Raw genomic sequence first — 23,577 nt, 5'->3', positions numbered from 1 at the left:
ACGGCCGCAGGTGCGCCATGATGGCCACATGGCCCAGACCTTCCAGGTGACCCGTTCCGTCGAGATCTCCGCCTCCCCCGAGGAGGTGTTCCCGTACCTCAACGACCTGCACCTGTGGCAGCAGTGGTCGCCCTGGGAGGAGGTGGACCCCGACCTGCGCCGCTGCTACTCCGACCCGGCCAACGGCGTGGGCGCCACCTACGCGTGGGAGGGCAACCGCAAGGCCGGCAAGGGCGAGATGGAGATCACCCACTCCGAGGTGGGGCGCGTCAGCCTGGACCTGCGCTTCGAGAAGCCCTTCCGCGCCGACAACCAGGTGGCGTTCACCCTGGCCCCCACCGCAGTGGGCACGCTGGTGACGTGGACGATGACGGGCACCCGCGGCCGCGTCATGGCCCTGGTCAACAAGGTGGCCGACTTCGACGCGATGATCGGCAGGGACTTCGAGAAGGGCCTGGGGCGCCTGAAGCGCGCCGTCGAGACCCGCCTCTGACGCCGTCTCCGGGGCCCTGCGCCCCCCCACGCACGAGGGGGACCCACCGGGTGGTGGGTCCCCCTCGTGCGTGGGCCGGCGGGTGCTCAGAGGTCCATGAACTTGGGCAGGAAGACGGCCAGCACGGAGGCGATCACGGCCACGTAGTTGACCACCACGACCACCCAGGTCCACTCGCGGAAGAAGTGGCGCACCCCCTCGGACCCCGGCAGGAGACCGCGGGAGACCAGGGCGCCGGTGAGGCCCCAGAACATCGGGATGGTGGCCGCCCAGCAGACCATGCAGTAGATGCAGAGCTTCTCGATGTCGAACAGCGCCTGCGACCACAGCCACACGAGGAAGACCCCAGCCAGGGCCACCCCCACCCAGGTGGCCACCCAGTACCAGCGGGCGTAGCGGGCGCCGGCGAGCAGGCCCGTGCCGATGGCCACGACCAACGCGTAGCCCACGATGCCCAGCAACGGGTTGGGGAAGCCGAACAGCGCGGCCTGCGGGGTGGCCATGACGCTGCCGCAGCTGACCAGGGGGTTGATGTCGCACGAGGTGGAGGCGAACGGGTTCTCGTAGAGGTGCACCCGTTCGAGCACCAGGACGGCCGCTCCCACCCAGCCCACCAGGCCGGTGGTGGTCAGCAACCAGCCGAGCGCCCGGTCGGTGGCCCAGCGGGGGGTGGTCACGACGGCGCCGGCGTGGTCACCCTCGGTGTCGAGGCGTTCGCTCACGGCAGGATCCCTTCGTCACGTGGCCGCGGATCGGCTTCCGCGGCCTGCTCATTGTGCGCCACCGCACACCCAGCGGACCGGGCGGGGCGGATGGGACCTACCTGCCGTCGCGAGTGAGGTTCGCCTACCCTTCGCCCTATGAGCCAGACCGCGATGCACGAGATCCCCGCCGCCACCGCGTCCCCCGCCCCGCGGGCCGCCGGCGCACCGCACCACCTGCCGGCCGTGGCGTCCCTGTACGTCACCCAGTACCTCGGGGTGGGCTTCCTCTCCACCGGGCTGCTCGGCATCGCCCGGCAGCAGGGGCTCACCCTCACCGACCTGGCGCTCATCACCCAGCTGGGCATGGTGTGGGCGCTCAAGTTCCTCTGGGCCCCGGCCGTGGACCGCTGGGCCCCACCCGGCCGCCGCGGGCACTACCGCCGCTGGGTGATGTGGACCCAGCCGCTGGTGGTGCTGGGCATCCTGGCCATGCTGCCCTTCGGTCACCTCGGCACCGGCCTCGGCGGGCTCGGCGTGGTGGTGGGCCTCTACCTGCTGGTCTCGGCCACGCAGGACGTGGCCGTGGACGCCCTGGCTGCCCGGCTCTTCGCCTCGGAGGGCCGGGGCCGCGTGAACGGCGTGGTGGTGGGCGCGCAGTGGCTGGGCACCCTCGTGGGCGGCGGTCTCGTGGTGGTGGTCTACGACCAGTTCGGCTGGACGCCGGCCGTGCTGCTGCTGGCCGCCGCGGCGGCCTTGCCCTACCTGTGGCTCCCGCGGCTCGACGAGGCCGACGGCCACCACACCGCTCCCCCGCAGCCCCTCCCCCTCGCCTCGCAGGCCGTGGGCGTGTTCCGCCAGCCGGGCGCCGTCCTGTGGGGGCTCGTGACCGTGCCGCTGCTCCACATCGGCATCGGGGGCGCGTACTTCCTGCTGCAGCCCGCCCTGGTCGATGCCGGGTGGTCGCTCAGCCGGGTGGGCGTGGTGCTCTCGGTGGTGGTGGCCGCCCCGGCGATGCTGGCGGGACTGGCCTCCGGCCACCTGCTGGACCGCTGGGGGCGCCGGCCGATGCTGCTGCTCACCGGGGTGGGCGGCGCGCTCTCGCTGCTGCCCCTGTTGCCGCTGGCCGCCGGGCAGGCCCCGCTGGGAGGCACGGTGGTCGCGCTCACGGGCTTCGTGGTGCTCAACGCCGTGGCCAACGCGCTCGTCTACACGGTGAACATGGACCTCGCGCGCCCCGACAGCGCCGGCGGCGACGTCACCCTGCTGGCCTCGCTGGCCATGGTCGTGTACTTCGTGGGCGGCGGCTTCCTGCTGGCCCTGGCCGACTCCCTCGGCTACACCGCCGTGCTGGGGCTCGCGGGCGCGTTCTACGTGGCCGCCACCGTGAGCGGGCTGCTCTTCCTGCGCCGCCGCCCGGACGTGGCCACCGCCCGCGCAGACTGACCCCGCACCCCATCGACCGGCCGGCCCGCCCCGACCAGCCCTCCCTCCCCCGGACAGCACGACGCCCGGCCCCCTGGGGGACCGGGCGTCGTCGGTGTGGGGACGGCTCAGCGCAGGCCGGTGGGGTGGGCGCCGTCGGTGCCGGTCACGACCGCCTCGCCCTGCCCCTTGCGGAAGCGGCCCTCGACGCGGTCCACCCAGAAGTCGGCATTGCTGATGCCGACCTCCCGCGGGTCGAACTGCGGGTCGCGGCCCTCCTTGAGCTGGCGCTGGTAGTCCTTGAGCGCCTTCACCGCCGGCCCCTGCAGGATGAGGATGGCGATGATGTTGAGCCACGCCATGAGGCCCACACCGATGTCACCCAGCGTCCACGCGTCAGCGGCCGACTGCACGGCGCCGTAGGCGGTGGCCAGCAGGATGACCAGCTGCACCAGGCGCACGGCCACGGCCCGCGCCATCGGGCTGGCGTTGCGGAACAGGTAGGTCATGTTCGTCTCGGCCATGTAGTAGTAGGCCACGATCGTGGTGAACGCGAAGAACAGCAGCGCGATGGCCACGAACGAACCACCCAGCCCGTGGAAGACGGTGTCCAGTGCGGCCTGCGTGTAGCTCGGGCCGGCTGCCGCACCGTGCACCTCGGCGGGGCCCTCGAGGAGCAGCGCCTCACCGTTCTTCTCGTCGAAGACCTCGTACATGCCCGTGGACAGGATCATGAACGCGGTGGCCGAGCAGACGAACAGGGTGTCGATGTAGACGGCGAAGGCCTGCACCAGACCCTGCTTGGCCGGGTGGGAGACCTCGGCCGCCGCGGCGGCGTGCGGGCCCGTGCCCTGACCGGCCTCGTTGGAGTAGATGCCGCGCTTCACGCCCCAGGCGATGGTGGCACCCAGGATGCCGCCGAGCGCCGAGTCCATGCCGAAGGCGCTGGAGAACACCAGCTTGAGCACGCCGGGCACCTCGGAGATGTTGACGACCAGCACGATGAGCGCCAGCACGATGTAGCCCACGGCCATGAACGGCACCACCATGGAGGCGAAGGTGGCGATGCGCTTGATGCCGCCGACCACGATGAAGGCCAGCGCGATGACCACGATGATGGCCACCCACAGCGGGTCCACGCCCCAGGCGCTGTTCATCGCCTCGGCGATGCCGTTGGACTGCACGCCCGGCATGAACAGGCCCATGGCCAGCACCGAGACGATGGCGAAGAGGATGCCGTACCAGCGCTGCCCCAGGCCCTTCTCGATGTAGTAGGCCGGGCCACCGCGGTACTCGCCGGAGTCGTCGCGCTCCTTGTAGATCTGGCCCAGCGTGGACTCGATGAACGAGGTGGAGGCGCCGAGGAAGGCCACCATCCACATCCAGAACACGGCGCCCGGGCCACCCATGGCGATGGCGGTGGCCACACCGGCGATGTTTCCGGTACCCACGCGGCCGGACAGCGAGATGGCCAGCGCCTGGAAGGACGAGACGCCCGAGTCGGACTCCTCGCCGTGCAGGATCTCGTGGGCCATGCGGCCGAGGAGTCGGATCTGCGGGAAGACCAGGCGGACGGAGAAGTAGAGGCCGGCGGCGAGGCAGAGCCAGACCAGCCACTGGGACCAGACGATGTCGTAGATCGCCGTCAGGGTTTCGGACATGGGGAACCTTTCGGAGGACAGCCGGGTGGGCTGGGTCTCCCCGAACGCTAGGCGCCCACCGGGGCCAGTGCGATGACCGTTCGACAACGGATCTGCAACGATTCGGCAAAGGGAGCCGACCGGGCCCCGTGACCGCGAAGGAGGCGACATGCGCATCGGCGTGCCGACAGAGGTGAAGAACAACGAGTTCCGGGTGGGGATGACCCCGGTGGGCGTGCGCGAGCTGACGCAGCGCGGGCACGAGGTGCTGGTGCAGGCCGGTGCCGGCCTGGGCAGCGCCGTCACCGACGAGGAGTACGCGGCCCAGGGTGCCCGCATCGTGGAGTCCGCGGACGACGTGTGGGGCGAGGCCGAGATGGTGGTCAAGGTCAAGGAGCCGGTGGCCGAGGAGTACCACCGCCTGCGCGACGGCCTGACCCTGTTCACCTACCTGCACCTGGCCGCCGAGCCGGAGCTCACGAAGGCGCTGCTCGAGGCGGGCACCACCTCCATCGCGTACGAGACCGTGCAGCGCACCGACCGCTCGCTGCCGCTGCTCTACCCCATGAGCGAGGTGGCCGGCTGCCTCGCGCCGCAGGTGGGCGCGGCCTCCCTGCTCAAGGCCCGCGGCGGACGCGGCGTGCTCATGGGCGGCGTCGGCGGCGTGGCCGGGGCCAAGGTGGCCGTGCTGGGTGCCGGCACCGCGGGGCAGAACGCGGCCAACATCGCGATGGGGATGGGCGCCGACGTCACGCTGCTCGACATCGACCTGGAGAAGCTCCGCATGAGCTTCTGGCGCTACGGCAACCGGGTGCACGGCATCGCCAGCTCCGCGTTGGCCATCGAGGAGGCCGTGACCCGGGCCGACCTGGTGATCGGCTCGGTGCTCATCCCCGGTGCGGCGGCGCCCAAGCTGGTGACCAATGACCTCGTGGCCCAGATGAAGCCCGGCTCGGTGCTGGTGGACATCGCCATCGACCAGGGCGGCTGCTTCGAGGACTCCCACCCCACCACGCACGACGACCCCACCTTCGAGGTGCACGACTCGGTGTTCTACTGCGTGGCCAACATGCCCGGCGCCGTGCCGGTGACCTCCACGCAGGCGCTCACCAACGCGACCCTGCCGTACACACTGCGTCTGGCCGATGCCGGGTGGCGCGACGCGCTGCGGGCCGACGAGGCGCTGGCCAAGGGCCTGTCCACGCACGGCGGGACGCTGTACTCGGCGCCGGTGGGTGAGGCGCTGGGCATCGAGAGCCAGGACGTGGCCGCGGCGCTGGCCGGCTGAGGCGGGGCGCCGCGGGCGGGTCAGCTCGCGCCGCGCAAAGGTCCGCCTGTGGTCCGGAGGTCCGGGTTTCCGGACGCACCTCTGGACCACAGGCGGATCTCTGCGTGTGGGCGAGGCTGGCGCGAACTCACCCCCGGGCCGCCACCGGCCGGTCGCCTCGGGTTCACGGCACGTTCTCCCCGGCCACCTACCGTGCCGGCGTCCCGCACCCCTCACCCAGGAGACGCCGTGTCCCACACCCCTGCCCTCTCCCGCCGCGCCGCCCTCGCGATGGGTGGCACCGCAGCCCTCGCCGCGGCCGCCCCGGCACACGCCGCCAAGCCGACCACCCTGCGGGTGCTGGCCATGAACATCTGGTTCGGCGGCACCGCCGTGCCCGGTGGACGCGCGCTCGTGGCCGAGGCCATCCGCCGCACCAAGGCCGACGTCGTCCTGCTCTCGGAGTCCGGCGACGCCACCGCCGACCTCGCCGCCACCCTCTCGGCCGGCGGCCAGCGCTGGCACCACGCCTCCAGCTCCGACACCGGAGTGCTCTCGCGCTTCCCCATCGTGGACAGCGCGGTGATGCCCTTCGTCACCAAGGCCGTGATCGACCTCGGCGGCCGACAGGTGGCCGCATACGCCGCACACCTGGAGTACCGCTGGTACGCCACCTACCTGCCCCGCGGCTACGGCGCGGGCGTGCCCAGCGGCCCCTACTCCGGCTGGGACCTGCTGCCCGGCGGGCCCGTGACCGATGCCGGGACCGTGCTGGACGTGAACGCCGCCTCGGGCCGCCCGCAGGTGATCGCCGACGTCATCGCCGACGCGAAGGCCGAGCAGGCCCGCCGCCGTGCCGTGCTCATCGGTGGCGACTTCAACGAGCCGTCCCTGCTGGACTGGACCCGCGCCGCCGCGACCACGCAGGACCACCAGGGCCTGGTGGTGCCGTGGCAGTCCACCGCCCTGCTGCGCGAGGCCGGCTACGTGGACGCCTACCGCGCCATGTACCCGAACCCGGTCACCCACCCGGGCACCACGTGGCCCATCAGCAACGAGGCCGTGGGCACCGACCAGCTCACCTGGGCTCCCGAGGCCGACGAGCGCGACCGCATCGACTACGTGTTCGCCTCCCCCACTGCCGGGCTGCGCCTGCTCGATGCCGGACGCGTGGGCACCGGGCGCACCATCGTGCGCAACCAGCGCGTGGCCGAGCGCACCGACGACTACCGCGCCCTGTTCAGCGACTGGCCCACCGACCACCAGGCGGTGCTGGCCACCTACCGCGTGGCCGGGGCGCCTGCACGCGGCTGACGGGCGCGAACGCACACAGATCCGCCTGCGACCCAGATGTCCGGGTTCCCGGGCGCACCTCTGAACCGCAGGCGGATCTCTGCGTGTGGGGCGGCGGCGTGGTTCCGGCAACCCGGCGCGGGCCCCCCGTCTTTTCGCCCGGGAAAAGCGGTCGTGACGGCCGGCCGGTGGCCGGTACGGTCCGGGCATGCCGCACCTGGAGGTCCACGACATCGAGTACTGGCTGCCGGACGGGCGGCCGCTGCTGGGGGCGTCTCGTTCCGGGTGGGGGACCGGCAGCGGGTGGCTCTGGTGGGGCCCAACGGCACGGGCAAGACGACGCTGCTGCGCATCATCTCCGGCGAGCTGGCCGCGGAGGGCAACGTCACCGCATCGGGCAGCGTGGCGCTGATGCCGCAGTTCATCGGGCGGGTGCGGGACGAGTCGACCGTGCGGGACCTGCTGGTGCGCTCGGCGCCGCCGCGGATCCGGGCAGCGGCCGAGGCCGTGGACGCCGCCGAGCTGCGCCTCATGGAGACCGACGACGAACCGGCCCAGATGGCGTACGCCCAGGCGCTGGCGGACTGGGGCGACGCCGGCGGGTACGACTACGAGACCCAGATGTGGGACGAGGTGGCCCAGGCCGCGCTCGGCGTGACCTTCGAGCGGGCGCAGAACCGGGCGGCCGCCACCCTCTCCGGGGGTGAGCAGAAGCGGCTCGTGCTGGAGGCGCTGCTCCGCGGACCGGCCGAGATCCTGCTGCTCGACGAGCCGGACAACTACCTCGACGTGCCGGGCAAGCGCTGGCTGGAGGAGCGGCTGGCCGGGTGCGGCAAGTCGGTGCTGCTCATCAGCCACGACCGCGAGCTGCTCAGCCAGGTGGCCACCCACGTGGTGACCCTGGAGCCGCACGCCGCCGGGGCCAGCGCGTGGACGCACGCCGGGTCGTTCAGCGGCTGGCACGAGGCCCGCGAGGCGCGCAACGCCGCCCTGGAGGAGCGCCTGCGCCGGTGGGAGGAGGAGCACGCCAAGCTCAAGGCGCTGGTGCTGCGGCTCAAGGTGAAGGCCGAGTACAACGACGGCATGGCGCCCCGGTACCGCGCGGCACAGACGCGCCTGGCGAAGTTCGAGGAGGCCGGACCGCCGGAGAAGCTCGCCGCCACGCAGAACGTGCGCATGCGGCTGCGCGGTGGGCGCACGGCCAAGCGCGCCGTGGTGACCGAGGGGCTGGAGCTGCGGGTGCCGGCGCTCGAGGGTGGTGGCGCCGCGACGCTCATGGAGCCGTTCGACCTGGAGGTGTGGTTCGGCGAGCGCGTGGCGGTGCTGGGGTCCAACGGGTCGGGCAAGAGCCACTTCCTGCGCCTGCTGGCCGGTGGCGGGTCCGACCCCGAGCCCGAACACCGCCCGGTGGGCGACGTGGCCCCGCCGCCGGTGGACCACCGGGGCGTGGCCCGGCTGGGCTCCCGGGTGCGCCCCGGCTGGTTCGCCCAGACCCAGGACCACCCGGCGCTGACGGGGCGGACCCCACAGCGACCTCCGCACCCGTCGGCACGGCGAACTCCGCACCGGTGCCGAACTCAGGCCGCCGAGCACCCACTTCCGCACCGGTGCTGAACTCGACTGTCGAGATCGGCACCGGTGCGGTTCTCACGGCCGGGTGACGTCCGAGATCGGCACCGGTGCGGAGTTCGTGGCCGGCGATGCTCGAGATCTGCACCGGTGCGGAGCTCGCCGGACCGTCAGCCCCAGAGGGCGTGGAAGTGGTGCACCGGCCCCGGCCCGGCCCCCACGTCGAGGGCGTCCGCGTGCTCCAGCGCGGCCGTCAGGTAAGCCTTGGCGTCGGCCACCGCATCGGTCCAGCCCGCCCGCTGCGGGCGCAACGCGGCTACCGCCGAGGAGAGCGTGCATCCCGTGCCGTGGGTGTTGCGCGTGGCCACCCGAGGAGCGGTGAACTCCTCCGCCCCACCCGGCCCGGCCAGCACGTCGGTGCTCGCGGCGCCGTCCACGTGGCCGCCCTTGAGCAGCACCCGCGCCCCCAGCCGCTCGTGCAGCGCGGCAGCCATCGCCCGCTGTCCGGCCAGGTCGCGCGGCGGTTCGGCCCCGGCGAGCACCCCCGCCTCGGGACCGTTGGGCGTCACAAGGTCCACCATCGCAACCAGCCGGCGCACGGCCTCCACCGCGTCGGCGTCCAGCAGCCGTGATCCGGCCGTGCTCACCATCACCGGGTCGAGCACCACGGGGCAGTCCAGCCGGCGCACCACGTCGGCCACCGCATCGGCCACCGACGCCGTGCCGAGCATCCCGATCTTCACCGCGTCCACCCGCACGTCCTCCAGCAGCGTGGCCAGCTGGTCGGTGACGAACCCCGCCGGCACGGGGTGTATGCCGGTGACCCCGCGGGTGCTCTGCGCCGTGAGCGAGGTGAGCACCGCGCAGCCGTAGGCCCCCAGGGCACTGAAGGTCTTGAGGTCGGCCTGCACACCCGCCCCGCCGGAGGGGTCCGAGCCCGCGACGGTGAGCACCACCGGCACGCGCGCGCTCCCCGCCCCTGCCGGGCCCCCGTGCGCGCTCACCGCCACAGCTCCCGGAACTCGCGTGCGGCCGCGGCCACGTCCGGCGCCGCGCACAGCGCCCGCACCACCGCCACGCCCTCGGCCCCGCACCCACGCAGCTCGCCGATGTTCTGCGGGGTGATGCCGCCGATGGCCACGCCCGGAAGCTGGCTCGCCGCCCGCATCGCACGGGCCCCCTCCGGCCCGATGGCGGGATCGTGCGCCACCTTGGTGGGTGTGGGCCACACCGGGCCGATGCCGATGTAGTCCACCGTGCCCGGCGGCAGGGCGCTGGCGGCACGGGCCTGCTCCACCGAGTGCGTGGACAGCCCGACGAGCACGTCCGGCCCCACCTCCTCGCGGGTCTGCACCGGCGGGGTGTCGGTCTGGCCGATGTGCACCCCCTGCGCCCCGATGGCGTGCACCAGGTGGGCGCGGTCGTCCACCAGCAGCGGCACTCCGGTGCCCTCGAGCACCTCGCGGATCTCCTGCCCCAGGCGCACGAACGCGACGTCGTCGAGGCGCTTCTCGCGCAGCTGCACGATGGTGACGCCGCCGGCCACCGCATCGCGCACCACGGCGGGCACGCCACGCGCGCCGCAGCGGGCGGTGTCGGTGACGAGGTAGAGCGTGAGGTCCAATGCGGGGCGGCCGGGCACCGACGGGCGCGTGGGGGCGGGTGTGGCCGCGGGGTGCGGGGCCGGCTGGGCAGGGTGGTTCACGATGACGTCCCTCCGCTCGCGTGAACGAGATCAGGTTCCACGGGTGTGTTCTCAGCCCCGGTGGGGCACCCCGCGTCGTCGGCCACCCTAGGTGGTGGGGCGTCCCGCCCTCGGGTGGGTGTGTGGCCGGGGCGGGGCCGGGGCGGCACCCCTCCGGACGTGCTCACCTCCGGAAAGCTTTCAGATCCACCGCGCCGTCGTGGTGGTTCTGAAAGCTTTCCGGAGGGTGGGGCGGCGGAACCCGGAGGTCTGCACGGAACCCGGAGGTCTGAGGCCGCTCGGGTGGGTCTGCTGCGGAGGTGGGCCCCATCGCCCCGCCGCACGGGAAAGGTGGCGCGGCACGGGAAGGGACGCCCCCGCACGGGAAGCTTCGCGTGCGGCCAGCACCTTTCGCGTGCGCAGTGAGTTTTCGCGTGCGACGGGCGGTGCGATGGGGGACGCGGCGGGGCGATGAGGCGAGGATGCCGGAGGGCGTGGGCGGGGCGATGCCGGAGCGGCCTTCCCCGCCCAGGCCCAACGACGTCCCCCCTCACGCCTGGCGGGCGCCGCGCATCATCCACGCGTGGTTGGCCCGCAGCACCGCCCGCGCACCGGGCACCCACAGCGCGTGCCGCAGCACCGGGTGCGCCAGCCGGCACCGCTGCCGCCACACGATGCGGCTGCCCCCGCCGCACGCCACCACGCGCACCTCGATCGTCCCCACCAGGTCGCCCGCGGACCGGGCCACCAGCCGGCGCCCCACCGGGTCCTCCACCACCCGCCGCAGCGAGAACCGCAGGGGCACCGGCAGCAGGCTGCGCACCACCATCGAGCCCGCGCCGTCCCCGGTCCGCCGCGCCGCCCGCGCCTGCGGCCACCACCCCGGGAAGCCCTCCGGAACCGCCCACCGCGCGTACACCGCTGCCGGAGCGCCGGGTTCGGTCCACGAGTGGGTGAACACGAAGGGGCGGTCGGCAGGGCGGGGCACGTGCCCCATCGTGGTCCACGCACCGCGGCGCTCCCGCGTGCGGCCCCGACACCCCGACAGGCATGATGGCCCTGCGGACCCGGCACACCGCCGGCCCACCCGCCGCACACCACGGAGGTCACCATGAGTCTCGAGTCCGGCCTGCACGCGCGCTTCTCCCAGGCGTTCGCCGACGTGGCGGACACGGTGACCGACTGGGACGCCCCCACCCCGGTCAAGGAGTGGACCGCCGGCGACGTCGTGGAGCACCTCATCGACTGGTACGAGTCCGTGCTGGAGAACTGGGTGGACATGGACCTGCCCGACCGCGACCCGCAGGCCGACCCCGCCACCGCCTGGCGCCAGCGCGCCGCCGACGTGCAGGAGCTGCTCGACGACAGCGAGCGCTCCACCATCGTGCTGGACGAGGGCCCGTTCGCCGGCCAGACGATCGCCGAGATGACCGGCGACCTGTACGTCTCGGACATCTACATGCACACCTGGGACCTGGCCCGCGCCGCCGGCGTGGAGCCCGACCTGGACGCCGACTACGCCGAGCAGATGCTGCAGGGCATGGAGCCCATCGAGCAGATGCTGCGCCAGTCCGGCCAGTACGGCCCGGCGGTGGAGACCGAGAGCGAGGACCCGGTGGAGCGCCTCATGGCCTTCATCGGCCGCGACCCGCAGTGGCGCCGCCCGGGTGCCCCGGAGGGTGGCGCCAGCCCGATGTGACCCGGGCGATCGCGCCCCGCCCCCTCGGGCAGGATGGCCCCGTGCCCGCCTGGACCCGCCGCGCCCCCGCACCGCACTTCCGCACCGCCACCGACCGGGCGGTGCGCCAGTTCGGCCTGTACACGCTGTTCTCGGTGGCGATCGTGCTGGTCACTTTCCTGTTCCTGGGCGGCGCGGTGCTGTGGGTGGCCCTGCCCGCGCTGCGCTGGCTGACCCTGCCCTCGGTGCTGCTGATGCTGGTGTGCTCGGTGTGGATGGCGCGCGAGGCCCTGCCCCTCCAGGACGAGGGCGATCTCGCCGGCCCGCCGTGGGCCGCGGTGGCCGGCACCGTGGCCGCGGGCACCGTGCTCACCGCCGTCCCCGCCTGGGCGGCCGAGGAGCCCCGCATCCTGCCGATGATGGGCTACACGGCCATGTCGGTGGCGATGATGCTGGGCCTGGCCGTCCGCTGGCGGCTGGCCGGCACGCTCGCGTGCGTGCCGGCCCTGGCCGCGTGCCTGACCCTGGCCGTCCGCGACCTGCGCCTGGTGCCCATGTCGGCCGTGGGCCTGGGAATCGGCCTGGGAACGGGGCTCTTCATCGGGTACTGCAGCGCGTGGGCCATGAGCGTGGTGCGCGCGCAGGCCCGCCACCACCGGGTGGCCGCCGACCTGGCGGTGGCCGAGGAGCGGCTGCGCTTCAGCCGCGACCTCCACGACGTGCTGGGCCGCACCCTCTCGGTGGTGGCCCTCAAGAGCGAGCTGGCCGGGGAGCTGGCGCGGCGGGGCGACGGGGAGGCCGCCGCCGCGGAGACCGACGCCGTGCGCTGCCTCGCACAGGAGGCCGCGGACGACCTCCGGGGCGTGGTGCGTGGCTACCGCCGCATGGACCCGGCCGCCGAGCTCGAGGGCGCGGTGGCCCTGCTGCGCTCGTCCGGGGCCGAGGTGCACGTCGAGGGCGCCGAGCACGTGGAGCACCACCCCGGCTGGCCGCCGGCCACCTCCGAGGCCGTGGGCTGGGTGCTGCGCGAGGGCGTCACCAACGTGCTGCGCCACTCCGACGCCCGCACCGTGCACCTGGCCGTGCGCCCCGGCCCCACCGACGTGGCCCTGGAGCTGGTGAACGACCGCCCCCGGCAGGCCCCCACCGGCCCCGATGCGGGGAGCCGCCCCCGGGGCACGGGGCTGGCCGGCCTGCGCGAGCGGCTCCGCCAGGCCGGCGGGCACCTGGCGACCCACCCCACCGCCGACAGGTTCACCCTCGTGGCGACCCTGCCCACCGACGCACCACCCACGCCTGCCCCGTCCCCCCAGGAGACCCGATGACCCCCGACGCCACCGGCACCACCCCGGCCCGCACCCGCGTGCTGCTGGTGGAGGACGAGACCCTCATCCGCGAGGCGCTGGCCTCCCTGCTGGCCCTCGAGGAGGACCTCGAGGTGGTGGGTCGTGCCGGCTCGGTGGCCGAGGCCCAGGCGGTGCTGCGCTCCACCGAGGTGGACGTGGCCCTGCTGGACCTGCAGCTCCCGGACGGCGACGGCATCGACCTGGCCGTGCACCTGGCCCAGGTGCACGCGCAGGCGGCGAGCCTCGTCATCACCAGCCACGGGCGACCGGGGTACCTCAAGCGCGCTCTGGAGAACGGGGTGCGCGGGTTCCTGCCCAAGACCGTGGGACGCCGCGCGCTCACCGAGGCCGTGCGCACGCTGGCCACCGGCGGGCGGTACGTGGACCAGGAGCTCGCCGCCGACGCCCTGGCCGCGGGCGCCTCGCCCCTGAGCGCCCGGGAGGCCGATGTGCTGGAGCTCTCCGCCGATGCGGCCCCGGTGGAGGAGATCGCCGAGCGGGCGCACCTCTCCCCCGGCACGGTGCGCAACTACCTCTCGGCGGCGGTCACCAAGACCGGCACGGCCAACCGGCACGAGGCCGCGCGGGTGGCCCGCGCCAAGGGGTGGATCTGAGGGGTCCCGGCTCGATGCGGGGGCACGGGCCGACGAGGGGACCGAGCCGGTGCGGGTGGCCCGCATGACGTCCGTCATGCCGCGGCGGTGACGCCTCCCCGGCATCCGGTGCACGGGCTCACGGGTGGGTGGCCGGTGGCGGCCCGAGGCTGGAGCCACCACCGAGACACCAGGAGGCCACCGTGCTGGACGCACTGCAGAACTTCACCGAGGGCCTGCCGCCCGCCCTCCAGTGGGCCGGCGTCGCGCTCGTGAGCGCCATCCCGTTCGTGGAGAGCTACTTCGGCTCCACCATCGGCGTGCTGGCGGGGCTGCACCCCGCCGTGGCCGTCGCCGCCGCCGTGGTGGGAAACGTCGTCTCGATGCTGCTCTTCGTGACCCTGGCCGGCACGGGCCGCGCCCTGGCCACCTCCGGCGCCGAGGAGGAGTCACCCCGCCGGCGCCGCTTCCGCCGGGCCTTCGACCGCTGGGGCGTGCCGGGTGTCTCGCTGCTGGGCCAGACCATGCTGCCCAGCCAGATCACCTCCGCCCTCATGGTGGGCCTGGGCGCCGACCGCCGCGCCGTCATCGGCTGGCAGTGCGTGAGCATCGTGCTGTGGGGCGTGCTCTTCGGCGCCCTGGCCAGCCAGGGCGTGCAGCTGCTGCGCTGAGACGGGTCAGGCGCGGCGGGCCGTGGCCAGGAAGGTCGGGTAGTCGCCATCCGGCTTGGTCACGGCCACACCGTCGACCACCGTCACCCGCTCGAACCCGGCGTCGGCCAGCCAGAGGCTGAACTGCTCGCGGTCGAACCCGTCGTGGCCGTGGAAGTCGTCCACCTGGGCGTGGAAGGAACCGTCCGGGTCGGTGTCCAGGTCGAGCACCGCGAGGTGGCCGCCCTCGGCGAGGAGGTCGTGCAGGGCGCCGAGCACCGGCGGCACCTCGACCAGGTGATGCAGCACCAGGCTGCAGACCACCACGTCGAAGCGCTCGCAGGGCACGGCATCGTGGGCGAGGTCGAGCTCGAGCACGCGGGTGCCGGCGGGCAGGTCGCCCTCGGCCACCTTGGCGCGCATCACCGCGAGCATGCCCGCCGAGGCGTCGGCCAAGGTCACCCGGCCCACGTGGTCGGCCAGGGCAGCGGCCACCAGCCCGGTGCCAGCGCCGTACTCCAGCAGCCGCTCGTCGCCGCGCAGGTCGAGCGCGTCGACCACGGCACCGGCCACGGCGGCCGCCTCCTCGCGCTTGCCGGGGGTGCCGTCCCAGGTGGCCGCGCGGTCGTCGAAGTGGCTGCCGTGGTGGGCGGGGTCGTGGTGCGGGTGCTCGGGCACGGAGGTCTCCTGGCCGGTGGGTGCGCGACGGGTGAGGTTCCCCGTCACCATCCGGAGTATGCCGCGAGATCGGCCGGGTCCACCTCGCCACGGGCCGCGGCGTCGAGCGCGTCGAGCAGCCGGTCGAGTGCGAGGTCCAGCTCCTCCTCGCCGATGGTGAGCGGCGGCGTGATCTCCAGGACGTTGTCGCGCACCGGGTAGGCCACCACTCCATGGCCCCAGCCGGCGAAGCTCGTGGTCGCCGCGAGCGCCGCATCGGGATCCGTGGACCCGGCCTCCACCAGCTCCACCCCGAGCAGCAGGCCACGGCCACGGACGTCGCCGACCCGGGCCGCCCCGGGCCGGCCCGAGGCGAGGTAGTCGTTCAGTCGCGCACGTGCCCGGTCCCCGAGGGCCACGGCCCGCGCGGCCAGCTCCCCGTCGGCGAGGGCGGCGAGGACAGCCCGCGCGGCGGCGCAGCACACGGGGTTGCCCACCGTGGTCATGAGCGCACTGGCCACCGGCGTGCCCAGCGCGGCGGTCGGGCCGACGGTCGCCGAGACCGGCAGCCCGTTGCCCAGCGCCTTGCCCAGGGTCACCAGGTCGGCCTCCACCTGCTCGTGGCGGTGGGCCAGCAGGTGGCCGGTGCGGCCCATCCCCGCCTTCACCTCGTCGACCACCAGCAGGGTGCCGAACTCGTCGCACAGGGCACGCAGCCCGGGCAGGAACCCGTCCGGTGGCACCACCACGCCACCGTCGCACTGGATGGGCTCCACCATCACCGCGGCCACGTCACCGGCGGACAACGCCTCCCGCACCTCCGACAAGGTCGCGGCAAGGAGGTCCCCCTCGCACCAGGGCCGGTAGGGGTCGGGGTAGGGCACGAGCACCAACCCGTCCTCGGCCGGCACCCCGGCCTCCACGTGCACGCCCGAGACGCCCCGCGACCGCCCGATGCCGCCGTGGTACCCGCCGCGGAAGGCCACGATGCGCTCGCGTCCGGTGGCGTGACGGGCGGCGGCCACGGCCATGTCGTTGGCGTCTGAGCCGGCGTGCCCCAGGTAGACCTGCCGGTCCTCGCCCCGCGTGGGCACGACCGCGAGCAGCTCCCGGGCCAGCAGCACGGCATCGGGGTGCGTGCCCGAGAGCAGCGACCCACCCGCCGGGGCGCGGACGGCCCGGGACACGGCATCGGCCACGCCCGGGTGGCCCAGCCCCAGACCGGTCGCGGTCCAGCTGGCGCTGAGGTCCAGCACCTGGCGCCCCTCCGGGGTGGTGAGCACGGCACCCTGCCCGGAGGCCGCCACCTGCGGGAAGAAGCGCAGCTTCTCCACCCCGGCCAGCAGCCGCTCGTCCTGGGCGTACCACGCGGCATCGGTCGTCGGGGCGGCCATCACGCCCCCAGCCGCTGGACGGCCCCGAGGTAGCCGGCCACCATCGCCCGGGCCACGTCACGCACCGCCTCGTCCGTGGGCAGGAAGGCCGGGGTGTGCAGCTGCGGGGGCTCGTCGTGGCCCTCCACGCGCACGCCCACGAAGGACATCACCGCCGGCACCTGCTCCCCCAGGTAGGAGAAGTCGTCGGCCCCCAGGGAGCGCATCGGCTCCGTGGGCTCGATGCCGGCACGCACCAGCCAGGCGTCCATGTGCTCCACGAGCTGCACGTCGTTGTCGAGCACCGGCTCCCCGGGCACCACACGCACCTCGGCCGTGGTGCCGAACACCTCGGCCTGCGCCGCCACGGCCCGCTGCACCTCGCGCAGCACCACCTGCCGGTCGGTCGCGTCGGTGGTGCGGAGCGTGGCCAGCACCACGGCCCGGGAGGGCAGTACGTTGGCGCTCGCCGCACCGGCCTGCACGTGCCCCACCGAGAGGGTGGCCGGCCGCATCGGGGACACGTGCCGCCGCACCACCTCCTGCAGCGCCAGCAGCGTGTGGGCCAGCGCGGCCACCGGGTCGGACGCTCGATGCGGGTAGGCCCCGTGGCCGCCCTGACCGGTGATGGTGATGTGCAGCTCGTCGGCCGCCGCGTTCACGACGCCCCCACCGGTGGCCACCTGTCCGGGCGGCACCGCCGGGTGCACGTGGGCCCCGACGGCGGCGGCCACTCCCAGGCGCTCCAGCTCACCGGACTCCACCGCATCACGCGCTCCGGACGGGTAGGTCTCCTCGCGTGGCTGCAGGAAGGGCACCAGGCCCAGGGGGAGGTCGAGGCCCCGGGCGGCACGCACCACGGCCACCAGGGCGGCCAGGTGGACGTCGTGTCCGCAGGCGTGCATGGCCCCGTTCGAGGCCGCGAAGGCAGCCCCCGTCTCCTCGGCCAGTGGCAGGGCGTCGAGCTCCCCGCGCACGAGGACGGCCGGCCCCTCCTGCGGGCCGATGCGCCCGATGCGCCCCACGTCGGCCAGGCGCGCCATGGGGATGCCGAGGGCCTCCTCCACCAGGCGGGCGGTGTCCTCCTCCTCCCCGGAGACGCGCGGGTCGGCGTGCACGCGGTGGCGCAGCTCCACGGCATCGGGCAGGTGGTCCTCCAGGGCGCTCGTCCAGCGCTCCTGCAGGTCCTCCAGCCCCGGCAGGGCAGTGGCGGTCGGGTGGGCGGCGTCAGTCATGCAGTCACCCTCCGGTGGTGGGGTTCTCGAGGCGGTACAGGCGGCGGGCGTTCTCCGATCCCACCATGCGGGCCACGCGCAGTTGCTCCTCGGTGGGCCAGCCGGCGGTCCTCCCCCACTCGCTCAGGGCCTGTCCGAGGCCTCGGCGGAAGAGCAGGGCCCCGAGATGGTAGAGCTCGGCGGCCCCGAACGCGTCGGAGGAGAACAGGGCCTTGTGGAACGGGGTGAGCTCCAGCGACTCGGCGACCACCTGCGGCGACTGGGCGCCGGTGAAGTTCACCGCCAGCCCCACGTCGCAGTACACGTGCTCGAAGACGTGGGCCAGGTAGCCGGCCTCACGGTGGTAGGGGTAGCAGTGCAGCAGGGCGAAACGCACCCCCGTCCCCCGGGTCCGGCGGAACAGCTCGGTCATGAGCAGGGGGTTGCACCGGTGGAGGTCCACGTCCGGGTCGCCGTACCCCACGTGCACCTGCACCACCGCCTGGCGGTCCACCGCCTCCCACCAGCCGAAGCGGACGAGCACCGGGTCGGTGAGCCGCAGTGGCCCCTCCGCACACCGGGTCCAGGCGGCCACGGCGGCCACCACCTCGTCGTCGGTGGGACGCTCGGGGTCGAGGTCGAGCCCGCCCCGGTACGCCGCGATGGTCTTGACCCCCACCGCGGTACGCAGGGCGTCGTCGAGCGCCGCCCGGTAGGCCGCCGGGAAGTCCGCCGGCTCCACGCGGGCGGCCACCTGCTCGGCGATCACCTCCAGACGCACCACCTCGGCGTGGCCGGCGCCGGTCACCTCCGCCATCTGCTCGGGCGTGAGGATCTCATCGGATCGGTGCCCGGTCTCGATGACGTAGGTCCCGATGCCGGCCGCGCGCAGCAGGCGACGGTTCACCTCGGCCGCCCCCAGGTCGGCCCGCCGCGCCACGTAGTCCTCCGGGACGGCGAACGGGGGCAGGTCGAGCACCGGTGCGCACTCGCGCCGCACCGCGAAGCCCAGCTGCGTGTCGAAGAAGGTGGTGCCGGCCGGGGCCGGGGCGTCGGACTCCGTGAGGAGGTCCTCCATCCCGGCCCGGTCCAGGTCGGTGGTCACCACGCCGTGGCAGTGGTGGTCCACCAGCTCCAGGGCGCCCAGGTCCAGTGCCTCAGTAGACACGGGCGTACCACTCACAGGTCTCGGTGTCGCTCAGGGAGGACACCTCCGCGAGCTCCTCGCGCTTGATGCGCAGGAAGGTCTCCACCAGGTCCGGGTCGAACCAGCCGCGCACCTCCTCGTCGGCCTCGAACAGCTGCAGCGCCTCCTCGAGGGAGTGGGGGAACTCCGGGATGCCGTCGGCACCGTCGGTGAGGTCCACCTCTCCCTCCCGCACCCGGGCGGGCTCGGTCTGCTGGCGCAGGCCCTCGAGGCCGGCGCGCAGGACGACGCCGAGTAGCAGCCACGGGTTGGCCCCCACGTCACCGCCACGGAACTCGAAGTGCAGCTGCGGCTCGGGGTCCCGTCCGTCGATCTCCACCGTGGGGCACAGGCGCAGCAGGGCCTCCCGGTTGTGCAGGCCCAGGAAGATGCCGGCCGAGGCCCACTGGTGGGGACGCAGGCGCAGGTAGGAGGCCGAGAGCGGCGCGAACAGCGCGGCCAGCGAGCGGGCACGCTCCAGGATGCCGCCGGCGAAGCGGCCGCCGAACTCCGACAGGCGCCCGGGGCGGGAGTCGTCGAAGAACACGTTGCGCCCCTGCGCGTCGCTCAGGCTGAAGTGCACGTGCACGCCGTTGCCGGACTCCCCGGGGATCAGCATCGGGGTGAACGAGGCACGGCGCCCGGCCGAGGCGAACACGTCGCGCACCAGGTCGCGCACCACGATGGCGCGGTCCGCCGCCGCCACGGGGTCGGTGGGCTTCATGGTGACCTCGTACTGGTGCAGGCCGTACTCGGGCAGCCAGTTCTCCGGCTCCAGCCCGGAAGCCTGCATCGCGGTGACCACGCGCGACCCGAGCGGTTCGGCGGCCCGGTAGGAGCGCCACGAGAAGGGGTGGTGGGTGTCAGTGGCGTCGCGGTCCATGAACTCGTGCTCGAAGGAGGCCTTGACGGTGACGCCGAACTCCTCCTGCAGGGCCGCCACCGTGTCCCGTAGGAAGGTGCGCGGACAGCAGCCCCACGGCTCACCGGTGGTGGTGATGACGTCGGCGAACACGATGGTGGTGTCGGGCTTCCCGGGCACACCCCGCAGGGGGTAGCTCGCCGCACGGTCGGGGCGCAGGCGCAGGTCCCCGGTGGACCCGAACGGGATTTTCTCGGCGATGTGGCCACCGGTGCCGATGCCCAGGTTCGCGGGCACCCAGCCGGTGGTGTCCTTCTCCCCCAGGTTGGCCGAGGGGAGTGCGCGTCCCTTGGTGACGGCGGTGAGGTCGCTCGTGGCCACGAAGGTGAGCGGGGTGAGGTCGTCGGTGGTCGGGCACTGCGGGTTCTCGCACATGGTGTTCACTCCAGGTCCTCGGCCGTCAGCCGGGCGCCGATGCGCTCGGCCAGACGGGGCTTGGCGAAGATGACGACGGCGCCCAGCAGGCACCAGGCCCCTGCGATCCAGGGGAAGTAGGTGTACGGGGCCTCCTGGCCGGTGACCTGCACGAGGTACACGTAGCCGAGGTAGGCCAGGCCCAGCACGGGCACGAGGGCCTCCCACCGCGCGATGCCGGAGCCCGGACGGAAGGCGTGGCGCAGCACGCCCACCGAGGTCATGCCGTAGGCGACGACCATGCACAGGGTGGCGATGGTGGCGTACCAGTAGTAGACCTCCACCGGCCCGCCCCGGAGCCCGGCGAGCAGGAACACCAGCGCCAGCGTGGTGCCGACGACCGTCGCCGTGGCCACGGTGGGGACCCCGGTGCGGGCGTCGGTGCGGGCCAGCACGGAGGGGCCGAAGCCGTCGCGGGCCAGGGCGAACAGCAGCCGTGCGGCGGCGGCCACCGAGCTGAGCAGGGAGGCGAGCGCCACGAGGAACGCCACCACCGAGATGAGCACGGCGAACCAGCGCCCGAGGTAGCTGGCCCCCAGGTCGGTAAGGGTGGAGCTGGCACCGGCGAAGGCCTCCTGGCCGGCGGCGTCGGTGCCGTAGCCGATGGTCTGGGCGAACATCACGAAGGTGTAGAGCACGCCGGCCAGCACCACGGCACCGAGCAGGGCCCGCGGGATGGTGCGCTTGGGGTCGCGGGACTCCTCGGCCAGCGAGGTCCCGGACTCGAAGCCGGCCCACGAGAGGAAGCCGAACACCGAGGCGGTCATGACCGCGTTCCACGAGTTCTCGCCCGGCGTGAGGGTGCTCAGGTCCACCCCGGTGGAGACCGGGGCGGAGCCGGAGGCCACCTTGGCCACGATGACCACGGCGAGCACCACCATCGCGAGGATCCCGGCCATGCCGATGACGAGCAGGGTGCGGGTGGTGACCGTGGACTCGCGCAGGTTGAGCACCAGGGTCAGCGCGGCCACTGCGATGGCCACGAGGAGCCAGCCCCAGAACGGCATGGTCACCCCGAACTGCTCCAGCATCGCCTCGAAGAAGACGGCACAGGCACCGGCGATGCAGGCGGCGAAGAAGAGGTAGGTGCCCAGAAGGGCGAACCCGCCGAAGAAGCCTGCGCGCGGACCGAGGGTCACCCCGGAGAGGGCGTAGACGCTGCCGGCGTGCGTGAAGTGGCGCGTCAGGCGCACGAAGGCGTAGGCCACCAGCAGGGTGCCCACGAAGGAGACGAGGAAGGTGAAGGGCACGGCGGTGCCGACGAGGCCCGCGATGCCGATGCCGTTGAGGGACATGGCCATGACCGGCCCCATGAACCCGACGGAGAGGGCTGCGACCTCCCAGACGCCCAGGCCACGGCCGCCGGCGCCGAGCTGCGGCTCGTCGGGCCCCGCCACGCGTGCGGGATCGGTGTGAGTGCTCATGTCGCCATGAAACAGATCACACACATCGACCGTCAAGAGGTCGTTACGAAATGTTTATTAGCCAGCCGTCTCCGCGCCGCCAGCGGGTCCGGTGCTGGCCTCCTGGGGCGCCAGTGCCGAGGGCGTGTGCGGGTCCAGCTGGCTGCGCACCTCCTCGAGGCGTTCCACCCGCAGACGCCCCTCCTCGGCCAGACGCTCGGTCACCGCGGTCACCACGGCCTCCACCAGCGCCATGGCCGGCACCAACGAGTCGAAGGGCGACGGGGACTCCACCCGGGTGGGCAGAACGGCCTCCGCCAGCTCGGCCACGGGCGAGAGCCACGGGTCGGTGAACAGCACGACACGGACCCCGGCGGACCGGGCCAGCTCGGCGAGCTGGACGGTGCTGGGGTCGTGACGACGGAAGTCGAAGACCACGAGGACGTCGTGCTCGTCGGCGTCCCCCACCAGCGCGACGCGCGAGAACTCGTCCGCCGGCACGGCCCGCACCCCGGGGCGCAGCCACTGCAGGTGCGCCACCAGGTAGTCGCTCAGGACGTGGCTGAAGCGACCGCCCACCACGTGCACGCGGGCGCGCGGGTCGGTGAGGACCTCCAGGGCCCGCTCGAACTCGCTCGGCGGCACCTCGTGGAAGGACTCGCGCACCCGGGCGGTGTAGACGTCCGCCGCCCAGGGCAGGAAGGCGCCCCCCTCGGGCACGTCCCGCCCCTCGGCGTACTGCTCCACGGGCGAGCCCATGCGATCCTGCACCTCGCGCATGAGCGCGCGCTGGAAGGCCGGGTACCCGTCGTACCCGAGCCGCCCCACGAAACGCACCACGGTGGGGGCGCTCACGCCGGCCCGGGACGCGAGGGCGGCGACGGTCTCGAGCCCCGCCATCGGGTAGAGCGCGAGGAGCGCACGCCCCACCTTGCGCTCACCCGCGCTCAGGTCGCCGAGGCCGGCCCGCGTGCGCTCGGCGACGGTGAGACCCTCCGCCGCGAGCGCCGCCTCCCTCGGCGACCCCGCACTCACTTGCCGGAGCCGTCCAGGTCCTGCCCGTCCTGCGTGGACGGGAACTCGTCGATGGCGCGCACGGCCTCGGTGAACTCCACCTCGACGTCGCGGCGGCGGTCCAGGTGGATGCCGGCGATCATGCAGCGCACGGACCCACCGGCCAGCTCGATGGTGGGGATGTCCACGGCCACGATGCGGCAGGACTCCTCGATGGCGGCCACCTGCGCGTCGGTCAGCGAGCGGCGGGCACGGCCCGACATCGCCATGATGCGCTGCGGCCTGCCGTCGGTGTCCTTGCCCATGAGCTCGATGGCGTTGCCGGCGAACTCGCGCACCTGCTCCTCGGTGATCTCCACGATCTTGCGGCCGTTCACCGTGAGGCGCTCGCCCACGGCCCAGCGACGCTTCTCGTCCTTGATCATGTCCAGGGCGAACAGGGCCACGTCCGTGCCGATGGTGGCGATGACGTTGGTGTGGTACACCGGCACGCCGTCGGAGTCCACGGCGTCGAAGGCCATGGGCTCGTAGCCGAAGTCGGCGCAGAAGCGCTCCAGCACCATCTCGTCGGCGCGGTGGCTGCGCGCGGTGTAGGCCACGCGCGAGACGTGGTCGAGCACCATCGCGCCGGTGCCCTCGAGGAAGATGCCGTCGGGCTCCAGGCCGGAGTAGTCCACGATCGTCTGCACGCGGTAGGTGCTCTTGAGCATCTCCAGCACGTCGGCGCGGCGCTCGAGGCGGCGGTTGGAGGCGTACATCGGGTAGACGGCCACGTAGCCGCCGGCGTGGGTGGAGACCCAGTTGTTGGGGAACACGCTGTCGGGGCGGGTGAGCTCGTCGTCCTCGAAGACGTGCACGGTCACGCCGGCCTCGCGCAGCGCCTCGGCCAGGGCGTCCATCTCGGCGATGGCCTGCTGCGACACGGTGGCGGCGTCGGTGCCCTCGGCCACCTCGGACTGGAACGCGTTGTCGGCGGCGGTCGAGGGGTTGGGGGTGAAGTTCAGGGCGCGGACGAGGATGACGCTGGAGGGGGCCTGTGCACTCATGGGGTCAAA

At 73.6% G+C, this 23,577-nt stretch carries 21 protein-coding genes, 1 pseudogene and 1 riboswitch; of the genes and pseudogenes, 9 read left to right on the top strand and 13 right to left on the bottom strand.

What is annotated here, in order from left to right:
• The first annotated feature begins 28 nt into the window (after positions 1-28).
• Positions 29-493, top strand: a complete 465-nt coding sequence (locus CYJ76_RS06065) for an SRPBCC family protein (protein ID WP_101849534.1) — start codon at positions 29-31, stop codon at positions 491-493.
• 86 nt (positions 494-579) lie between these two features.
• On the opposite strand, the gene CYJ76_RS06060 is transcribed toward CYJ76_RS06065, so the two are convergent.
• Positions 580-1,215, bottom strand: coding sequence for a vitamin K epoxide reductase family protein (locus tag CYJ76_RS06060; RefSeq protein WP_238138168.1), 636 nt, complete (start codon positions 1,213-1,215; stop codon positions 580-582).
• Between the two features lie 138 nt (positions 1,216-1,353).
• Between CYJ76_RS06060 and CYJ76_RS06055 the strand changes: the two genes are divergently transcribed.
• Positions 1,354-2,640: an MFS transporter gene (locus CYJ76_RS06055; RefSeq protein ID WP_144043042.1), complete on the top strand. Its 1,287-nt coding sequence runs from the start codon at positions 1,354-1,356 to the stop codon at positions 2,638-2,640.
• A gap of 107 nt (positions 2,641-2,747) precedes the next feature.
• On the opposite strand, the gene CYJ76_RS06045 is transcribed toward CYJ76_RS06055, so the two are convergent.
• On the bottom strand, positions 2,748-4,280 hold the full coding sequence (locus CYJ76_RS06045; protein WP_101849533.1) for an alanine/glycine:cation symporter family protein: 1,533 nt from the start codon (positions 4,278-4,280) through the stop codon (positions 2,748-2,750).
• 148 nt (positions 4,281-4,428) lie between these two features.
• Here CYJ76_RS06045 and ald point away from each other — a divergent pair, with 148 nt between their 5' ends.
• The 3 genes and pseudogenes from ald to CYJ76_RS06030 form a co-directional block, all read left to right on the top strand.
• The gene (gene ald, locus CYJ76_RS06040) at positions 4,429-5,547 is read left to right on the top strand and encodes an alanine dehydrogenase (protein ID WP_070705220.1); all 1,119 of its coding nucleotides are present in this window, start codon (positions 4,429-4,431) and stop codon (positions 5,545-5,547) included.
• Positions 5,548-5,775: 228 nt separating this feature from the next.
• A complete protein-coding gene (locus CYJ76_RS06035) occupies positions 5,776-6,840 on the top strand; it encodes an endonuclease/exonuclease/phosphatase family protein (protein ID WP_238138167.1) in 1,065 nt (354 codons plus the stop codon).
• A 187-nt stretch (positions 6,841-7,027) separates the two neighbouring features.
• Positions 7,028-8,406: pseudogene (locus CYJ76_RS06030) on the top strand (ATP-binding cassette domain-containing protein); the annotation flags it as partial.
• A 152-nt stretch (positions 8,407-8,558) separates the two neighbouring features.
• Here CYJ76_RS06030 and thiD read toward each other — a convergent pair.
• From thiD to CYJ76_RS06015, 3 genes are all read right to left on the bottom strand, one after another.
• Positions 8,559-9,392: a bifunctional hydroxymethylpyrimidine kinase/phosphomethylpyrimidine kinase gene (gene thiD / locus CYJ76_RS06025; RefSeq protein ID WP_238138166.1), complete on the bottom strand. Its 834-nt coding sequence runs from the start codon at positions 9,390-9,392 to the stop codon at positions 8,559-8,561.
• A complete protein-coding gene (thiE, locus tag CYJ76_RS06020; protein ID WP_238138165.1) occupies positions 9,389-10,093 on the bottom strand; it encodes a thiamine phosphate synthase in 705 nt (234 codons plus the stop codon). Before thiE ends, thiD begins: the two co-directional genes overlap by 4 nt.
• A riboswitch (TPP riboswitch) is annotated at positions 10,084-10,176 on the bottom strand. (Overlaps the previous gene by 10 nt.)
• Positions 10,177-10,622: 446 nt before the next feature.
• Complete coding sequence (locus tag CYJ76_RS06015) at positions 10,623-11,060, bottom strand: SRPBCC family protein (protein WP_141495056.1); 438 nt, start codon at positions 11,058-11,060, stop codon at positions 10,623-10,625.
• A 123-nt stretch (positions 11,061-11,183) separates the two neighbouring features.
• Between CYJ76_RS06015 and CYJ76_RS06010 the strand changes: the two genes are divergently transcribed.
• The 4 genes from CYJ76_RS06010 to CYJ76_RS05995 all read left to right on the top strand — a co-directional run bounded on the left by CYJ76_RS06010 (position 11,184) and on the right by CYJ76_RS05995 (position 14,360).
• Positions 11,184-11,771, top strand: coding sequence for a maleylpyruvate isomerase family mycothiol-dependent enzyme (locus tag CYJ76_RS06010; RefSeq protein ID WP_101849531.1), 588 nt, complete (start codon positions 11,184-11,186; stop codon positions 11,769-11,771).
• 41 nt (positions 11,772-11,812) lie between these two features.
• Positions 11,813-13,075 (top strand): sensor histidine kinase, encoded by a 1,263-nt coding sequence (locus tag CYJ76_RS06005; protein ID WP_101849530.1) that lies wholly within the window; start codon positions 11,813-11,815, stop codon positions 13,073-13,075.
• Positions 13,072-13,710: a response regulator transcription factor gene (locus CYJ76_RS06000; RefSeq protein WP_101849529.1), complete on the top strand. Its 639-nt coding sequence runs from the start codon at positions 13,072-13,074 to the stop codon at positions 13,708-13,710. The genes CYJ76_RS06005 and CYJ76_RS06000 overlap by 4 nt, the downstream gene beginning before the upstream one ends.
• A gap of 182 nt (positions 13,711-13,892) precedes the next feature.
• Positions 13,893-14,360 (top strand): hypothetical protein, encoded by a 468-nt coding sequence (locus CYJ76_RS05995; RefSeq protein WP_101849528.1) that lies wholly within the window; start codon positions 13,893-13,895, stop codon positions 14,358-14,360.
• Positions 14,361-14,366: 6 nt separating this feature from the next.
• On the opposite strand, the gene CYJ76_RS05990 is transcribed toward CYJ76_RS05995, so the two are convergent.
• The 8 genes from CYJ76_RS05990 to ctlX are packed head-to-tail and all read right to left on the bottom strand — an operon-like array spanning position 14,367 to position 23,568.
• On the bottom strand, positions 14,367-15,065 hold the full coding sequence (locus CYJ76_RS05990; RefSeq protein WP_238138164.1) for a class I SAM-dependent DNA methyltransferase: 699 nt from the start codon (positions 15,063-15,065) through the stop codon (positions 14,367-14,369).
• Entirely contained in the window at positions 15,062-16,390 is a 1,329-nt protein-coding gene (locus tag CYJ76_RS05985) for an aspartate aminotransferase family protein (protein WP_101849559.1), read from the bottom strand. Before CYJ76_RS05985 ends, CYJ76_RS05990 begins: the two co-directional genes overlap by 4 nt.
• Complete coding sequence (locus CYJ76_RS05980) at positions 16,390-17,604, bottom strand: M20 metallopeptidase family protein (RefSeq protein WP_202820459.1); 1,215 nt, start codon at positions 17,602-17,604, stop codon at positions 16,390-16,392. The genes CYJ76_RS05985 and CYJ76_RS05980 overlap by 1 nt, the downstream gene beginning before the upstream one ends.
• 4 nt (positions 17,605-17,608) lie before the next feature.
• Positions 17,609-18,751 (bottom strand): amidohydrolase family protein, encoded by a 1,143-nt coding sequence (locus tag CYJ76_RS05975; protein ID WP_238138163.1) that lies wholly within the window; start codon positions 18,749-18,751, stop codon positions 17,609-17,611.
• Positions 18,741-20,066, bottom strand: a complete 1,326-nt coding sequence (locus CYJ76_RS05970) for a type I glutamate--ammonia ligase (RefSeq protein WP_101849556.1) — start codon at positions 20,064-20,066, stop codon at positions 18,741-18,743. Before CYJ76_RS05970 ends, CYJ76_RS05975 begins: the two co-directional genes overlap by 11 nt.
• A 5-nt stretch (positions 20,067-20,071) precedes the next feature.
• On the bottom strand, positions 20,072-21,529 hold the full coding sequence (locus tag CYJ76_RS05965; RefSeq protein ID WP_101849526.1) for an APC family permease: 1,458 nt from the start codon (positions 21,527-21,529) through the stop codon (positions 20,072-20,074).
• Between the two features lie 57 nt (positions 21,530-21,586).
• Entirely contained in the window at positions 21,587-22,543 is a 957-nt protein-coding gene (locus CYJ76_RS05960; RefSeq protein ID WP_101849525.1) for a MurR/RpiR family transcriptional regulator, read from the bottom strand.
• On the bottom strand, positions 22,540-23,568 hold the full coding sequence (gene ctlX / locus CYJ76_RS05955) for a citrulline utilization hydrolase CtlX (protein WP_070703396.1): 1,029 nt from the start codon (positions 23,566-23,568) through the stop codon (positions 22,540-22,542). Before ctlX ends, CYJ76_RS05960 begins: the two co-directional genes overlap by 4 nt.
• Between the last annotated feature and the right edge of the window lie 9 nt (positions 23,569-23,577).

The sequence above is a fragment of the Kytococcus schroeteri genome (genome assembly GCF_002847825.1).
In the GTDB taxonomy this organism is placed as follows: Bacteria; Actinomycetota; Actinomycetes; order Actinomycetales; family Dermatophilaceae; genus Kytococcus; species Kytococcus schroeteri.
Note: the sequence above shows the minus strand (reverse complement) of the source record. Positions and strands in the feature narration are given on the sequence as shown.

Excerpts from the sequence above, each read along its gene's own strand:
- CYJ76_RS06065 (WP_101849534.1), top strand. The coding sequence starts at position 29 with ATGGCCCAGACCTTCCAGGTGACCCGTTCCGTCGAGATCTCCGCCTCC.
- CYJ76_RS06055 (WP_144043042.1), top strand. The coding sequence starts at position 1,354 with ATGAGCCAGACCGCGATGCACGAGATCCCCGCCGCCACCGCGTCCCCC.
- CYJ76_RS06045 (WP_101849533.1), bottom strand. The coding sequence starts at position 4,280 with ATGTCCGAAACCCTGACGGCGATCTACGACATCGTCTGGTCCCAGTGG.
- ald (WP_070705220.1), top strand. The coding sequence starts at position 4,429 with ATGCGCATCGGCGTGCCGACAGAGGTGAAGAACAACGAGTTCCGGGTG.
- CYJ76_RS06010 (WP_101849531.1), top strand. The coding sequence starts at position 11,184 with ATGAGTCTCGAGTCCGGCCTGCACGCGCGCTTCTCCCAGGCGTTCGCC.
- CYJ76_RS06000 (WP_101849529.1), top strand. The coding sequence starts at position 13,072 with ATGACCCCCGACGCCACCGGCACCACCCCGGCCCGCACCCGCGTGCTG.
- CYJ76_RS05985 (WP_101849559.1), bottom strand. The coding sequence starts at position 16,390 with ATGGCCGCCCCGACGACCGATGCCGCGTGGTACGCCCAGGACGAGCGG.
- CYJ76_RS05980 (WP_202820459.1), bottom strand. The coding sequence starts at position 17,604 with ATGACTGACGCCGCCCACCCGACCGCCACTGCCCTGCCGGGGCTGGAG.
- CYJ76_RS05970 (WP_101849556.1), bottom strand. The coding sequence starts at position 20,066 with ATGTGCGAGAACCCGCAGTGCCCGACCACCGACGACCTCACCCCGCTC.
- CYJ76_RS05965 (WP_101849526.1), bottom strand. The coding sequence starts at position 21,529 with ATGAGCACTCACACCGATCCCGCACGCGTGGCGGGGCCCGACGAGCCG.
- ctlX (WP_070703396.1), bottom strand. The coding sequence starts at position 23,568 with ATGAGTGCACAGGCCCCCTCCAGCGTCATCCTCGTCCGCGCCCTGAAC.